The sequence below is a fragment of the Streptomyces sp. NPDC048257 genome, from assembly GCF_043201855.1.
Lineage (GTDB): Bacteria > Actinomycetota > Actinomycetes > Streptomycetales > Streptomycetaceae > Streptomyces.
In genome coordinates this window covers 1-15,334 of the sequence record NZ_JBICZI010000016.1, presented here as the reverse complement: position 1 = coordinate 15,334, position 15,334 = coordinate 1, and the positions used below count along the sequence as shown (strand labels likewise).

The following is a 15,334-nucleotide window of genomic DNA, read 5'->3' as shown; positions in this document are numbered from 1 at the left end:
ACGGATGGGGGTCAGAGCTTCTCGATCACGTAGTCGATGCAGGCCGTCAGCGCCTGCACGTCCGCCGGGTCGATCGCCGGGAACATCGCGATGCGGAGCTGGTTGCGGCCGAGCTTGCGGTACGGCTCGGTGTCCACGATCCCGTTGGCGCGCAGCACCTTGGCGACCGCCGCCGCGTCGATGTCGTCCGAGAAGTCGATCGTGCCGATGACGGCGGAGCGCTTGTCGGCGTCCACGACGAACGGGGTCGCGTACTTCGACGCCTCCGCCCAGCCGTACAGGTTGCGCGCACTGGCCGCCGTACGGCCCGTGGTGAACTCCAGGCCGCCCTGGCTGTTCATCCACTCCAGCTGCTGGTCCAGCAGGAACAGGGTGGACAGGGCAGGGGTGTTGTACGTCTGGTTCTTCAGCGAGTTGTCGATCGCCGTCGGCAGCGAGAAGAACTCCGGGATGTGCCGGCTGCCGGAGGCGTGCACGCGGGCCGCGCGCTCCAGGGCGGCCGGGGAGAACGCGGCCAGCCACAGGCCGCCGTCCGAGGCGAACGACTTCTGCGGGGCGAAGTAGTAGACGTCCGTCTCGGTGATGTCCACCGGCAGACCGCCGGCGCCCGAGGTCGCGTCCACCAGAACGAGGGACCCGGCGTCGGCGCCCGCGACGCGCTTGATCGGCGCCGCCACACCCGTCGAGGTCTCGTTGTGCGTGTACGCGTACACGTCCACGCCCGCCTCGGCCACCGGCTCCGGGTGCGTACCCGGCTCCGAGGAGATCACGGTCGGCGCGTCCAGCCACGGCGCGAGCTTCGCGGCCGTGGCGAACTTCGAGGAGAACTCGCCGAAGGTGAGGTGCTGGGACTTCTGCTCGATCAGACCGGCGGTCGCGATGTCCCAGAAGGCGGTGGAGCCGCCGTTGCCCAGGATCACCTCGTACCCCTCGGGGAGGGAGAAGAGGTCCCGGAGGCCCTGGCGCACCGAGCCGACCAGGTTCTTGACCGGGGCCTGGCGGTGCGAGGTTCCGAGCAGGGAGGTACCGGTGGCGGCGAGGGCGTCCAGCGCCTCGGTCCGCACCTTGGAGGGGCCCGCGCCGAAGCGTCCGTCGGCGGGCTTGATGTCAGCGGGAATCTGGATCTCAGCCACGAGCGGAGCGTATCGGGTCCTGGTCCGCCCTTCGGAAGCGCGTCCACCGGATGAGACGGGTCCGGCCGGTGGCAGGGTGGAGTCGTGACGTCACCCGGTGAACTCGAACGGACATTGCGGGAGAAGCTGCGCGGCGAGGTCGACTTCGGCGCCGCCGCACGGGCCCTGACCACCATGGACGCCTCGAACTACCGCCGCGTCCCGGTGGGAGTCGTCAGCCCGCGCGACGCCGAGGACGTGGCCGCCGCACTCGCGGTGTGCGCCGAGGCCGGGATCCCCGTCGTCCCGCGCGGCGGCGGGACCTCCATCGCGGGCCAGGCCACCGGGGCCGGCGTGGTGCTCGACCTCACCCGGCACATGAACGCCCTCGTGTCGGTGGACCCGGCGGCGCGCACGGCCGTGGTCCAGCCCGGGCTGGTCCTCGACCGGCTGCGCGACGCGGTGCGCCCGTACGGGCTGACCTTCGGGCCCGACCCGTCCACGCACTCCCGCTGCACCCTCGGCGGCATGATCGGCAACAACGCGTGCGGAGCCCACTCGGTGGCCTGGGGCACCACCGCGGACAACGTGACCGAGCTCGCGGTGACGGCGTACGGCGGCACCGCGCACCGGATCGCAACGGGCTGGGCGGGAGCCCCCGAGGGCCTGCGGGACCTGGTCACCGGACACCTCGGGCTGCTGCGCACGGGGATGCCGCCCGGCTTCTCCCGGCGGATCTCCGGCTACGGGGGCCTCGACGCGCTGCTGCCCGAGCGCGGGGTGCAGCTCGCGCGGGCGTTCTGCGGGAGCGAAGGCACGCTCGGGGTGGTGACGGAGGCGGTGGTGCGCCTGGTGGAGGCGCCGCGCACGCCGGTGCTCGCCGTACTCGGGTACGCGGACGAGAGCGCGGCGGCGGACGCGGCGGCGGGGCTGCTGCCGTACGGGCCCCTGACCGTCGAGGGGATGGCGCAGGACCTGGTGCGCGGGGCCGCCGGACTGCCCCGGGGCGGGGCCTGGCTGTTCGTGGAGATGCCGGACGAGGGCGCGGCCCGCTCCCTCGTCCGGGCCGCCGACCCGCTCGACGCGATGGTCGTCACCGACCCGGCGGGGCAGCGGGCCCTGTGGCGGATCCGCGAGGACGCGGCGGGGACGGCGACCCGGATGCCCGACGGCGGCATGGCCTGGCCGGGGTGGGAGGACTGCGCGGTGCCGCCGGCCCGGCTGGGGGCGTACCTGCGGGAGTTCCGGGCACTGCTGGCGGCCCACGGACTGCGCGGATCCCCGTACGGGCACTTCGGCGAGGGCTGCGTGCACGTACGGATCGACTTCGACCTGGTGTCGTCGGCGGGCGTGGCCCGCTTCCGGGACTTCTCCGGCGACATGGCCGACCTGGTCGTCGCGCACGGCGGCTCCCTGTCGGGCGAGCACGGGGACGGCCAGGCGCGGGCGGAGCTGCTGCCCAGGATGTACGGGGCCGAGGTGGTCCGGCTCTTCGGCGCGTACAAGGACGTCTGGGACCCGGCGGGCGGAATGAACCCGGGGATGCTGGTCAGGCCGGCGCGACTGGACGAGAACCTGCGCTTCGCGGTCCTGCCGCCCACCCCGTTCGCGGGCGAGGTCGCCCGGTGCGTGGGCGTCGCGAAGTGCCGGTCCACGGACCCGGGCGGCGCGTCGGTGATGTGCCCCTCCTACCGGGTTACGGGCGAGGAGCGGCACTCCACGCGCGGCCGGGCCCGGCTGCTGCACGAGATGCTGGCCGGGGAGATCGTGCGGGACGGCTGGCGTTCGGTGGAGGTCGCCGAGGCGCTGGACCTGTGCCTGGGGTGCAAGGGCTGCCGCAGCGACTGCCCGGTCGGCGTGGACATGGCCGCGTACAAGGCGGAGTTCCTGCACCACCACTGGGCGGGCCGGATCCGCCCGCTGTCCCACTACACGCTGGGCGGCCTGCCGGGCTGGCTCCGCCTGATCGCCCGCCTGCGGGCGGCGGGCGCCGTCAACGCCCTGGCCGGGCGCGTCCCCGTCCCGGGGCTGGACCGGGAGCGGGGCCGGCGCCTGCCGGAACTGGCGCGCGAGCCGTTCACGCGGTGGTGGGGGCGGCAGGGGCGGGGGTGGCAGGGGCGGCCGGGGCCGGGCCCGGCGGGGGAGTCCGGGGCGTCGGTCATTCTCTGGCCGGACACGTTCACCGAGTACCTGAGCCCCGCGGCGGGCCGGGCGGCCGTGCAGGTGCTCCGGGCGGCCGGGCTGGGCGTCGAGGTGCCGGCCGCCCCGGTGTGCTGCGGCCTGACCTACGTCTCCACCGGCCGACTCGACCGCGCCCGCAGGGTGCTGCGCCGGACGCTGGACACGCTCGGAGACGTACCCGCGCCGCTCGTGGTCCTGGAACCGAGCTGCGCCGCGGCCCTGCGCGCCGACCTGCCCGCCCTGCTCCCCGACGACCCGCGCGCGGCCCGCCTCGCGGCGGCGGTGCGGACCTTCGCCGAGACCCTGGAGGAGTACGCCCCGCGCTGGCAGCCGCCGCGGCTGGACCGGGTGGTGGCCGGCCAGACCCACTGCCACCAGCACGCGGTGCTCGGGGACGGCCCGGACCGGCGGCTGCGTGCGCGGGCGGGGCTGGTGGGCGAGCTCAGCGGCGGCTGCTGCGGTCTGGCGGGGAACTTCGGCTTCGAGCCAGGGCACCACGAGGTGTCGGTGGCCTGCGCGCAGGAGCAGCTGCTGCCGTCCCTGCGGGCGGCCCCCGCGGGGGCGGTGATCCAGGCGGACGGATTCTCGTGCCGTACGCAGATCGCGCAGCTGGGCGGGGAGTCGGGCGGGGAGTCGGGCGGGGTCCGGGCGCGGCACCTGGCGGAGCTCCTGGCGGAGGGGCTGGGGGAGGGGCCGGAGGAGGGCTGACGGAGGAGCTGTAAGGCAGGACATACGGCATCACTCCTTACGGAGCCTTAGTCTGGAGAGATGCCCGCCCCTTCCTCTTCGTCCCCGGCTTCGTCCCCGGCGACCTCGCCCACGGCCATCACGGACGCCACGCCGGCTCCGTCGCCCGCCAAGGGCTCCGGTTCCGGTTCGCGTTCCGGCCTGGGGCCGGTCGCGCTGGTGATCTCGGCGGGGGTCTCGGTGCAGTTCGGCGCGGCCCTCGCGGTCATGATCATGCCGAGGGCGGGCGCGGCGGGCGTGGTCACCCTGCGCCTCGCGGCCGCCGCGATCGTGCTGCTGATCCTGTGCCGCCCCACGGTGCGCGGCCACTCCCGTTCCGACTGGCGCACGGTGCTCGCCTTCGGCGTCGCCATGGCCGGTATGAACGGCCTCTTCTACCAGGCCATCGACCGGATCCCGCTCGGTCCGGCCGTCACCCTGGAGGTCCTCGGGCCGCTCGCGCTCTCCGTCGTCGTCTCCCGGCGCCTGGTCAACGTCCTGTGGGCCGGCCTCGCGCTCGGTGGCGTGGTCCTGCTGTCCGGGCACGGCGGAGGCGGCCTCGGGTTCGGCTCCCTCGACCCGCTGGGCGCGGCCTACGCGCTCGGAGCGGGCGCGATGTGGGCGGCGTACATCGTGTTCAGCGCGCGTACCGGCCGCCGCTTCCCGCAGGCGGACGGCCTGGCCCTGGCGATGGCGGTGGCCGCGGTCATCTCGCTGCCGCTGGGGATCGTCGAGGCGGGTTCCGACCTCCTCGTCCCGAGCACCCTGGCCCTCGGCCTGGGCGTGGCGCTCCTCTCCTCGGTCCTCCCCTACACCCTGGAACTGCTCGCCCTGCGGCGGATGCCCGCTCCCACCTTCGCGATCCTGATGAGCCTGGAGCCGGCCATCGCCGCCACCGCGGGCTTCCTCGTCCTGAACCAGGCCATGTCCGCACTGGACGCCCTGGCCATCGCCCTCGTGATCGCGGCCAGCATGGGCGCGGTCCGCTCGCAGATCGGGAAGAAGGCCGTCGCCTGATGGATGTCGCCACCTACCTCGCCGCGGTCCCGGAGGCCCGACGGGAGGCCCTGGTCCGCCTGCGGGAGCTGTGCCTGGAGGAACTGACCGGGTTCGAGGAGTGCATCGCGTACGGGATGCCGGCGTATATGCGGGCGGGGGAGACGGTCGGCGAGATCGCCTGGGCGAACCAGAAGCAGTACATCTCCTTCTACCTGCTGCGCACGGACATCCGGGACGCCTTCGCGGACCGCCTGGCCCCCCACGACATGGGCAAGGCCTGCCTGCGCTTCCGCAACCCCGCCAAGGTCGACTTCGACCTCCTCCGCGACCTCCTCCGGGCCACGGCCCAGGCGGGGCCGGGTCAGGTCTGCTGAGGGACCCGGCCCCCGCGCCCCCGCGCCCCCGGAGCCGGGGCCCGGCACGATCCGGAAGGGACGGCCCGGCCCTTTCAGTGCTGGATCAGGCCGCCGACCGGGACGGTGGCGATGTGGCCGGTTGCCGGGAGGGCGTGGGCCAGGGCGAGGCCGATGTCCACCAACGATGACCGGCGGAGTCCGGCGACGTCGGCCAGCGGCGTCCAGACCGACTCGGCGATCTCGCCGTTCGGTTCCGGCCGGAGTCGGCCGCCGGTGATGCGTACCCGGTAGAAGATGCCGATGTTCCGGTGCTTCGGCCCGCCGGGGACGAGACGTTCGGCCGCGGGGATCGCTGCCCTCCCGAAGCGGGCCCGTCCGGCCGGCACGGGGGACCGGCCGGGCGGGCGTACGGGGGTCAGCCGAGCGGGAGGTCCAGGTAGGAGGGGGTGGCGTCCGGGGAGGTGAACGCCAGGGTCGCGCGGGGCAGGTTGGCGTCGCCGTAGAACGGGTCGCGGGCGTCGATCACCAGCATCAGCCGGTGCTCGCGCGGGACGTCGTAGGCCGTGGCCTGGAGTTCGATGTCCGCGCTGATCAGGCTGTCGGGCGGGGAGTCCAGGTCGGTGTACGGGGCGTGCGTGATGATGTGGGCCGTGCCGTCGGGTGCGGTGTCGAGGAGGTACGCGACGAAGGTGGATCCGGGGTTCGCCGCGCGGTACGTCACGCGCAGCCTCGGTATGCCGCGCAGCCGGACGGTCTCGCCGGTCGGGTCCGCGGTCCACACGGCGGCGACGGTGCGGTCGATGTCCTGGGTCCGGTAGGTCTTCGGGCGGCCGGCGATCTCCGCGTAGCCGGACGCGACGACCTTGTCGGCGACGGTCGCCGGGGTGTCCACCCCGCACAGCACGGTCGACGTCCAGCCGGCCTGCGGTTCCTCTCCGAGTTCGCCGTCGGCCGCGAGGTGCAGCCGTTCCACGCGTTCGGTGAGGGAGGGCCAGGTGGGGCGGGGTTCGAGGGTTTTGCTCCACATGATCTCGCCGAGGACCTGGTCCTCGGCGTCGATGCCGTTGCCGGCGCCCTTGAGGTGGTGGTCGAGCCAGCGGTGGGCGTCCGTCCAGATCCGGTTGGGCAGGCCAAGCATGCCGGTCATCTCGGGCCCGGAGTGGTCGCCGATGGAGACGGCGAGGCGCTTGGGGCCGGTCAGTTCGTTGAACATCTTCAGGGTCTGGTTGGGCGCGAAGAGCGTCTCGTGCCAGGCGTGCGAGAAGAAGACCGGCACCTGGCGCCGGTTGAGCTCCTTGATGTGCGTGAAGGGCGAGCGCGTCTCCGCCCAGCGCAGGGTGCCCTGGACGTCGCGGTTGGCGAGGACGTTGTCGAAGACGCTCTGCGTCTGCGGGCTCAGCCGGGCCTTCGCGGCCGCGTCGAGCAGGGCCCGTACGGCCGCGATGTGGCGGGTGGAGTTCTCGTAGAAGGCCTCCCCGAGGTCGCCCCAGGTGCTGAGCGCGACCACGGCGTCGACGCGGGTGTCGTGCGCGGCGACGAGCTGGCTGATGCCGGAGCCGTACGAGTCCCCGAGGAAGCCGATCTTCGTCACCGGGCCGGTGCTGCGTTCGATGAGGTGGTCCAGGGCGCGGCTGCCGTCGGTGACGTCGAGCGGGCCCGCCACGTCGACCTGGCCCTCGGAGCCGGCGAAGCCGCGGGTGGAGTAGGCGATGACGTTGTAGCCGCGGGCCGCGAAGAGGGAGGCCTGGACGGCGTACGGCAGCCAGCCCAGGCTGGTCCAGGGCGAGGGCATGACGATCGCGGGGCGGGGCTGGGCTCCGGTGTGCCGCCAGAGCGCGGCGTCGAGGAGGTCCCCGTCGGCGCCGGTCACCTTGCCGCGGGTGAAGACGGCGACGGAGCGGACCTCGGCGACCTCGGCGGCGCGGGCGGGGGCGAGGCCGGTGACGTCTCCGCTCTCCAGGGCGGCGACGAAGGCGGTGAGGGCGGTCGCGTCGAGTTCGGGATAGAGGGAGAAGGGGGTTCGGGCGACTGGGGTCATCACGTCAGTCCATCCTCTGCGTCGTCTTCGTCGAGTGACACGAACGTGGGTGTGGTGCGTGGTGTGCGTTCGCCCGGGCCCGGAGCGGAACGTTCAGTATCGACGGGACATCCGGTGACGTATCGCGAGTTTCCGGGTTACGGCCTGAATCGCCCCCTCCGTCCCGCGGCCCACCGCGCGGCCGCGACCTGCGGCCGACCGTGCCGCGCGACAACTGCCGTGTCCGTGAAGTGGTTTGGCGGGGGTGGCGGGAAGGTGCCGACCTGCGAGAAAATAATGCAAGCATGCTTGATTGTTTTGCCGGGTGCTGCCAGCCTTTCCCTCACGCCGAGAGGGGAGCGCTACCGTGCCCGATCCGTCCGCCGTCGAGGCAGCCGCCGACGCAGCCGCCGCCGTCTTCGCAGACCTGCGCGAGGAGGGCCGTGAACTGGACGGCCTGGTAGGGGAGTTGCCCGTACCCGACTGGGCCCGGCCCACCCCGGCGCCGGGCTGGACCGTCGCCCACCAGATCGCCCACCTGCACTGGACCGACCGGGCCTCACTGCTCTCCCTCACCGACGCCACCGCCTTCGGCCACATGGTCGAGGAGGCCCTGAAGGCCCCCGGCACCTTCGTCGACGAAGGTGCGCGGGAGGGCGCGGAGCTGGCGCCCGCCGAGCTGCTCGCCCGCTGGCGGGCCACGCGCGCAGCCCTCGACGCGGCACTGGCCGAGGCCTCGCCCGACACCCGCTTCCCCTGGTACGGGCCGCCGATGAAGGCCGCCTCGATGGCCAGCGCCCGGCTGATGGAGACCTGGGCGCACGGCCAGGACATCGCCGACGCGCTCGGCGTGCGCCGCACCCCGACCGCACGGCTGCGGCACGTGGCGCGGATCGGCGTACGGGCCCGCGACTACGCCTACGCCGTACGCGGACTGCCCGCGCCCGCCGGGGAGTTCCGGGTGGAGCTGACGGCCCCCGGCGACGGCGGGCAGCTGTGGACCTACGGCCCGCCGGACGCCCCGCAGCGGATCACCGGCCCGGCGCTCGACTTCTGCCTGCTGGTGACCCAGCGGGCCCACCGCGCCGACCTCGGCCTGACCGCGAACGGACCCGACGCGGACCGCTGGCTGGACATCGCCCAGGCCTTCGCGGGCCCGGCCGGACCGGGCCGGGAGCCGGGGGCCGCACGGTGACCCGGCGCCCGCTCGTCATCGGCAACGCCTCGGGCTTCTACGGGGACCGCTTCGACGCCCTGCGCGAGATGCTGACCGGCGGCCCGCTGGACGTGGTCACCGGGGACTACCTGGCCGAGCTGACCATGCTGATCCTGGGCCGCGACCGCCTGAAGAACCCCGAACTCGGCTACGCCAGGACCTTCCTGCGCCAGCTGGAGGAGGGGCTCGGGCTCGCGCACGAGCGCGGCGTACGGATCGTCGCGAACGCCGGTGGCCTCAACCCGGCCGGACTCGCCGACGCGGTACGGGCTTTGGCGGCGAAGGCCGGCGTCCCGGTGCGGGTGGCCCACGTCGAGGGCGACGATCTCTGCGCGCAGGTCGACGGGGCGCTGGCGGCCAACGCCTACCTCGGGGGCGGCGGGATCGCCGCCTGCCTGCGGGCCGGGGCGGACGTGGTGGTGACCGGCCGCGTCACGGACGCGGCCCTGGTCAGCGGCCCGGCGGCCTGGTGGTTCGACTGGGCCCCGGACGACCACGACCGGCTGGCGGGGGCGGTGGCCGCAGGTCACGTCCTGGAGTGCGGCACGCAGGCCACCGGCGGCAACTACTCCTTCTTCGCCCGCCACGACGTCCGCCGCCCCGGCTTCCCGCTCGCGGAGATCTCCGAGGACGGCTCGGCGGTCATCACCAAACACCCCGGCACGGGCGGAGCCGTCACCACCGGCACCGTCACCGCCCAACTCCTCTACGAGACCCAGGGCGTGCGGTATCTCGGCCCGGACGTGACCACCCGCCTGGACACCGTCCGGCTGACCGACGAGGGCGCCGACCGCGTACGCATCTCGGGAGTGCGCGGGGAGGCCCCGCCACCCACCCTCAAGGTGGGCGTCACCCGGATCGGCGGCTGGCGCAACGAGGTCGTCTTCGTCCTGACCGGCCTGGACATCGAGGCGAAGGCGAACCTCGTCCGCACCCAACTCGCCGACGTGTTGGACGGGGTGGCCGACGCCACCTGGACCCTGGCCCGCACCGACCACGAGGACGCCGACACGCAGGAGACGGCCTCCGCCCTGCTGCGACTGGTGGTCCGCGACCCGTCCCCGGACCGGGTGGGCCGCGCCCTGACCTCGACGGCGGTCGAACTGGCCCTCGGCAGCTACCCGGGCTTCCACGTCACCTCCCCACCCGGCCCGGCCCAGCCCTACGGCGTCTTCACCTCCACCCTGATCCCGACGGCCGAGGTCCCCCACGTGGCCGTCCTCCCGGACGGCACCCGGACTTCGGCCTCGCCGCCGATCGAGGCACGGGGGCCGGGGGCGGAACCCCGGGACCGGGGCACGGGGGCCGAGCCCACCGTGCCGGTAGGCGGCGGAGCGGGGGAGAGCCCCACAGGGCCGACCACCCGCGCCCCCCTCGGAGCCGTCGCCGGCGCCCGCAGCGGGGACAAGGGCGGCGACGCCAACGTCGGAGTCTGGGTCGAGACCGGCCCCGCCTGGGAGTGGCTGCACCGCACCCTCACGGTGGAGGCCTTCCAGGCCCTGCTCCCCGAGACTGCGCACCACGCAGTGGCCCGCCACGTCCTGCCCCACCTCCGCGCCCTGAACTTCACCGTCACCGGCATCCTCGGCGACGGCGTCGCCTCCGGCCACCGCTTCGACCCCCAGGCCAAGGCCCTCGGCGAATGGCTCCGCGCCCGACACCTCGACATCCCCGTCGCTCTCCTCCCGGCCCCGGAGGCCACCCCATGACCCGCCTCGGCACCACCGTCGACCGCCACGCCCCCGAGCACGCGCAGGCCCGTACCGCCGCCCTGGAACGCCTCGCCGCCCTCGACGCCGAGCACGCCAAGGCCCTGGAGGGCGGCGGCGAGAAGTACACGGCCCGCCACCAGTCCCGCGGCAAGCTGCTCGCGCGCGAGCGCGTCGAGCTGCTCCTCGACCCGGACACCCCCTTCCTGGAGCTGTCCCCGCTCGCCGCCTGGGGCAGCGACTACCCCGTCGGCGCCTCCATGGTCACCGGCATCGGCACCGTCGAGGGCGTCGAGTGCCTGGTCACCGCCAACGACCCCACCGTCCGCGGCGGCGCCTCCAACCCGTGGACGCTGAAGAAGGCGCTGCGGGCCAACGAGATCGCCCGGCAGAACCGCCTCCCCTGCATCAGCCTCGTGGAGTCCGGCGGCGCCGATCTGCCCTCCCAGAAGGAGATCTTCATTCCGGGCGGCGCGATCTTCCGCGACCTCACCCGGCTCTCGGCCGACGGCATCCCCACCGTCGCCGTCGTCTTCGGCAACTCCACCGCCGGAGGCGCGTACATCCCCGGCATGTCCGACCACACCATCATGATCAAGGACCGTTCCAAGGTGTTCCTCGGCGGCCCGCCCCTGGTCAAGATGGCCACCGGCGAGGAGAGCGACGACGAGTCCCTCGGCGGAGCCGACATGCACGCCCGCACCTCCGGACTCGCCGACCACTACGCCCTCGACGAGTACGACGCGATCCGCCGGGCCCGCCGCGTCGTCGCCCGGCTGAACCACCGCAAGCCGTACGCCGACCCGCCCCGGGCGGAGGAACCCCTCCACGACCCCGAGGAACTCCTCGGCATCGTCCCGCCCGACCTCAAGACCCCCTTCGACCCGCGCGAGGTCATCGCCCGGATCGTCGACGCCTCCGACTTCGACGAGTTCAAGCCCCTCTACGGCCCGAGCCTCGTCACCGGCTGGGCCACCCTGCACGGCTACCCGGTCGGCATCCTCGCCAACGCGCAGGGGGTGCTCTTCAGCGCCGAGTCCCAGAAGGCCGCCCAGTTCATCCAGCTCGCCAACCAGCGCGACATCCCCCTCCTCTTCCTCCACAACACCACCGGCTACATGGTCGGCAAGGAGTACGAGCAGGGCGGCATCATCAAGCACGGCTCGATGATGATCAACGCGGTCTCCAACTCCCGCGTCCCCCACCTCTCCGTACTCATCGGCGCGAGCTACGGCGCCGGCCACTACGGCATGTGCGGCCGCGCCTACGAGCCCCGCTTCCTCTTCGCCTGGCCCAGCGCCAAGTCCGCCGTCATGGGACCCCAGCAGCTCGCCGGCGTGCTCTCCATCGTGTCCCGCCAGTCCGCCGCCGCGAAGGGGCTCCCGTACGACGAGGAGCAGGACGCCGGAATGCGCGCCTTCGTGGAGGCGCAGATCGAGTCCGAGTCCCTGCCGACGTTCCTGTCCGGGCGGCTGTACGACGACGGGGTCATCGACCCGCGCGACACCCGTACCGTCCTCGGCCTGTGCCTGTCGGCCGTCCACAACGCACCCGTCGAGGGCGCCCGTGGCGGCTTCGGCGTCTTCCGGATGTGAGCCCGCACATGACGAACCTGACCTCCCTCCTGGTCGCCAACCGCGGCGAGATCGCCGTCCGGATCTTCCGCACCGCCCGCGCCCTGGGCCTGGCCACCGTGGCCGTCCACTCCGACCCGGACGCCGACGCCCTGCACGTCCGCGCCGCCGACGCCGCCGTACGCCTGCCCGGCGCGGCCCCGGCCGACACCTACCTGCGCGGCGACCTGATCATCAAGGCCGCCCTCGCCGCCGGCGCCGACGCCGTCCACCCCGGCTACGGCTTCCTCTCCGAGAACGCCGAGTTCGCCCGCGAGGTCCTGGCCGCCGGACTGACCTGGATCGGCCCGCCCCCCGAGGCCATCGAGGCCATGGCCTCCAAGACCCGGGCCAAGGAACTGATGCGCGCCGCCGGGGTGCCGCTCCTCGACCCCGTCGACCTGGCCGCCGCCACCCCCGCCGACCTGCCCCTGCTCCTCAAGGCCGCGGCCGGCGGCGGCGGCCGCGGAATGCGCGTGGTCCGTTACCTCGACCAGCTCAAGGAGGCCCTCGACGCGGCCGTCGCCGAGGCCCGCTCGGCCTTCGGCGACGGAGAGGTCTTCGGCGAGCCCTTCGTGGAGCGCGGCCGCCACGTCGAGGTGCAGGTCCTCGCCGACGCCCACGGCACCGTGTGGGCGCTGGGCACCCGCGACTGCTCCCTCCAGCGGCGCCACCAGAAGGTCATCGAGGAAGCCCCCGCACCGGGCCTGCCCGAGGCACTGCGCACGACCCTCCATGAGGCCGCCGTCGCTGCCGCCCGCGCCGTCTCCTACCGGGGCGCGGGCACGGTCGAGTTCCTCGTCACCGCCGACGGACGCCCGTACTTCCTGGAAATGAACACCCGCCTCCAGGTCGAACACCCCGTCACCGAAGCCGTCTTCGGCCTCGACCTCGTCGCCCTCCAGCTGCGCGTCGCCGAGGGCGCGGCCCTGCCCCCGGCGCCTCCGCAGCCCACCGGCCACGCCGTCGAGGCCCGCCTCTACGCCGAGGACCCCGCCCGGGACTGGCGCCCGCAGGCCGGCGCCCTGCACACCCTCGCCATCCCCGGCGAGGTCCGCGTCGACACCGGCTTCACCGACGGCGACACCGTCGGCATCCACTACGACCCCATGCTCGCCAAGGTCGTCGCCCACGCCCCCACCCGCGCCGAGGCCGTGCGGGCCCTCGCCCACGCCCTCGTCGGGGCCCGCATCCACGGGCTCACCACGAACCGCGAGCTCCTCGTACGGTCCCTGCGGCACCCGGAGTTCGCCGCCGGGCAGCTCGACACCGGCTTCTACGAACGCCACCTCGGCACCCTCACCGGCGGCGCCCCGGACGCCACCGCGGCCGCCCTCGCCGCCGCCCTCGCCGAAGCGGCCCCCCGCCCGGACGCTCCGCTCGCCGCCCGCCTGGGCGGCTGGCGCAACGTCCGCTCGCAGCCCCAGATCCGCCGGTACCAGTGCGCCGGCACCGAGTACGAGGTCCAGTACCACCCGGTCGACCACCCCGGCATCCGGGTCCTGGCCGCCACTCCCGACCTCGTCACCCTCGAAGTCGAGGGAATCCGGCGGATGTTCCACGTGAAACACAATTCGAACAAGACCGAGATCTACGTGGACTCCGCGCTCGGCGCCCACACCTTCACCCCCGTCCCCCGATTCCCCGAACCCCAGGACCGCACCGAACCGGGCTCGCTGCTCGCCCCCATGCCCGGCACCGTCGTCCGCATCGCCGAGGGCCTGGCCCCCGGCAGCCCCGTCACCGCCGGCCAGCCCCTGCTCTGGCTGGAGGCCATGAAGATGGAGCACCGCATCCTCGCTCCCGCCTCCGGCACGCTCACCGCGCTCCACGTCGCCACCGGCCAACAGGTCGAGTTCGGCGCCCTGCTCGCCGTAGTCCAGGAGGAAACGCCAGCATGAGCCCCGTCATCGAAACCGAAGAACACCAGGCCCTGCGCGCCGCCGTCACCGCCCTCGGACAGCGCTACGGCCGCGCGTACCTCGCCCGCGTCGCCCGCGAGGGCGGCCACCCCGACGAGCTGTGGGCCGACGCTGCGAAGCTCGGCTACCTCGGGGTCAACCTCCCCGAGGAGTACGGCGGCGGAGGCGGCGGCATCGCCGAACTCTCCATCGTCCTGGAGGAACTCGGCGCCGCGGGCTGCCCCCTCCTCATGATGGTCGTCTCGCCCGCCATCTGCGGCACGGTCATCGCCCGCTTCGGCACCGAAGACCAGAAGCAGGCCTGGCTCCCCGGCCTCGCCGACGGCAGCCGCACCATGGCCTTCGGCATCACCGAACCCGACGCCGGATCCAACTCCCACCGGATCACCACCACGGCCCGCCGCGACGGCGACGACTGGATCCTCACCGGCCGCAAGGTCTTCATCTCCGGCGTCGACATCGCCGACGCCACCCTCATCGTCGGCCGCACCGAGGACGCCCGTACCGGCAGCCTCAAGCCCTGCCTGTTCATCGTGCCGCGGGACGCCCCCGGCTTCGGCCGCACCGTCATAGACATGGAACTCCAGGCGGCGGAGAAGCAGTTCGAGCTCGTCCTGGACGACGTACGGCTGCCGTCCTCCTCCCTGGTCGGCGACGAGGACGCGGGCCTGCTCCAGCTGTTCGCCGGACTCAACCCCGAGCGGATCATGACGGCCGCCTTCGCCATCGGAATGGGCCGTCACGCCCTGGCCAAGGCCGTGGACTATGCGAAGACCCGCCAGGTGTGGAAGCAGCCCATCGGCGCGCACCAGGCGGTGGCCCACCCGCTGGCCCAGGCGCACATCGAGCTGGAGCTCGCCCGCCTGATGATGCAGAAGGCTGCCCGCCTGTACGACGCGGGCGACGACATGGGGGCGGGCGAGGCGGCGAACATGGCGAAGTACGCGGCGGGCGAGGCGTGCGTGCGGGCGGTGGACCAGGCCGTCCACACCCTCGGCGGCAACGGCCTCACCCGCGAGTACGGCCTCGCCTCCCTGATCACCGCCTCTCGCGTGGCCCGCATCGCCCCGGTCAGCCGCGAGATGATCCTCAACTTCATCTCCCACCAAACCCTCGGCCTCCCCAAGTCGTACTGACCCGGTGCGGGCGCCCTGCGGGCTGCTTGGCCGGGGCCGGTGTGCCGGGCGCTGCCCGGATCCCGCGCCTCAATCGCCGGCGGGGCTGGGGTGGTGCGGGTGCGTCGGTGGGGGTCGGTGCGTGGGGACGGGGCGGGGTGTCTCCTCGGCGGTTGCCCTGCGGGCTGCTCGGCCGATCCCGGTGTGCCGGGTGCTGCCCGGACCTCGCGCCTCAATCGCCGGCGGGGCTTGGGTGGTGCGGGCTTGTCGGCAGGGGTCGGTGCGTGGGGACGGGGCGGGGTGTCTCCTCGGCTCGGCGCGTGCGGGCTCTTCTCGGTTGTGCAGGGTGGTTGCGCGCTCGTCCTGCG

The 15,334-nt window shown here is 73.8% G+C and carries 10 protein-coding genes and 1 pseudogene; 8 read left to right on the top strand and 3 right to left on the bottom strand.

The features are described from left to right. Positions 1–11: 11 nt before the first annotated feature. Positions 12–1,133, bottom strand: coding sequence for a phosphoserine transaminase (gene serC / locus ACGFZK_RS25885; RefSeq protein WP_393851248.1), 1,122 nt, complete (start codon positions 1,131–1,133; stop codon positions 12–14). A gap of 84 nt (positions 1,134–1,217) precedes the next feature. On the opposite strand from serC, the gene ACGFZK_RS25880 reads away from it, so the two are divergent. Genes ACGFZK_RS25880 through ACGFZK_RS25870 form a run of 3 tightly spaced genes read left to right on the top strand, consistent with a single transcriptional unit; the run spans position 1,218 to position 5,392 of the window. Beyond that, on the top strand, positions 1,218–4,001 hold the full coding sequence (locus tag ACGFZK_RS25880) for an FAD-binding and (Fe-S)-binding domain-containing protein (RefSeq protein WP_393851247.1): 2,784 nt from the start codon (positions 1,218–1,220) through the stop codon (positions 3,999–4,001). A gap of 60 nt (positions 4,002–4,061) precedes the next feature. After that, complete coding sequence (locus ACGFZK_RS25875) at positions 4,062–5,036, top strand: DMT family transporter (protein WP_393851246.1); 975 nt, start codon at positions 4,062–4,064, stop codon at positions 5,034–5,036. Next, positions 5,036–5,392 (top strand): iron chaperone, encoded by a 357-nt coding sequence (locus tag ACGFZK_RS25870; protein ID WP_393851245.1) that lies wholly within the window; start codon positions 5,036–5,038, stop codon positions 5,390–5,392. Before ACGFZK_RS25875 ends, ACGFZK_RS25870 begins: the two co-directional genes overlap by 1 nt. Positions 5,393–5,466: 74 nt before the next feature. Here the strand turns inward: ACGFZK_RS25870 and ACGFZK_RS25865 are convergent. Together ACGFZK_RS25865 and ACGFZK_RS25860 are read right to left on the bottom strand one after the other, a co-directional pair. Continuing rightward, positions 5,467–5,724 (bottom strand): annotated as a pseudogene (locus tag ACGFZK_RS25865) (NUDIX hydrolase); the annotation flags it as partial. 65 nt (positions 5,725–5,789) lie between these two features. Continuing rightward, the gene (locus ACGFZK_RS25860) at positions 5,790–7,412 is read right to left on the bottom strand and encodes an alpha/beta fold hydrolase (RefSeq protein WP_393851244.1); all 1,623 of its coding nucleotides are present in this window, start codon (positions 7,410–7,412) and stop codon (positions 5,790–5,792) included. Between the two features lie 346 nt (positions 7,413–7,758). On the opposite strand from ACGFZK_RS25860, the gene ACGFZK_RS25855 reads away from it, so the two are divergent. From ACGFZK_RS25855 to ACGFZK_RS25835, 5 genes are all read left to right on the top strand, one after another. Continuing rightward, positions 7,759–8,586: a TIGR03084 family metal-binding protein gene (locus ACGFZK_RS25855; protein ID WP_393851243.1), complete on the top strand. Its 828-nt coding sequence runs from the start codon at positions 7,759–7,761 to the stop codon at positions 8,584–8,586. 68 nt (positions 8,587–8,654) lie between these two features. Further along, positions 8,655–10,316, top strand: a complete 1,662-nt coding sequence (locus ACGFZK_RS25850) for an acyclic terpene utilization AtuA family protein (protein WP_393851378.1) — start codon at positions 8,655–8,657, stop codon at positions 10,314–10,316. Then, positions 10,313–11,911, top strand: a complete 1,599-nt coding sequence (locus ACGFZK_RS25845) for an acyl-CoA carboxylase subunit beta (protein WP_393851242.1) — start codon at positions 10,313–10,315, stop codon at positions 11,909–11,911. Before ACGFZK_RS25850 ends, ACGFZK_RS25845 begins: the two co-directional genes overlap by 4 nt. Before the next feature lie 8 nt (positions 11,912–11,919). After that, a complete protein-coding gene (locus ACGFZK_RS25840) occupies positions 11,920–13,830 on the top strand; it encodes a biotin carboxylase N-terminal domain-containing protein (protein WP_393851241.1) in 1,911 nt (636 codons plus the stop codon). Next, entirely contained in the window at positions 13,827–14,987 is a 1,161-nt protein-coding gene (locus ACGFZK_RS25835; RefSeq protein ID WP_393851240.1) for an acyl-CoA dehydrogenase family protein, read from the top strand. Before ACGFZK_RS25840 ends, ACGFZK_RS25835 begins: the two co-directional genes overlap by 4 nt. The last annotated feature ends 347 nt before the right edge of the window (positions 14,988–15,334 follow it).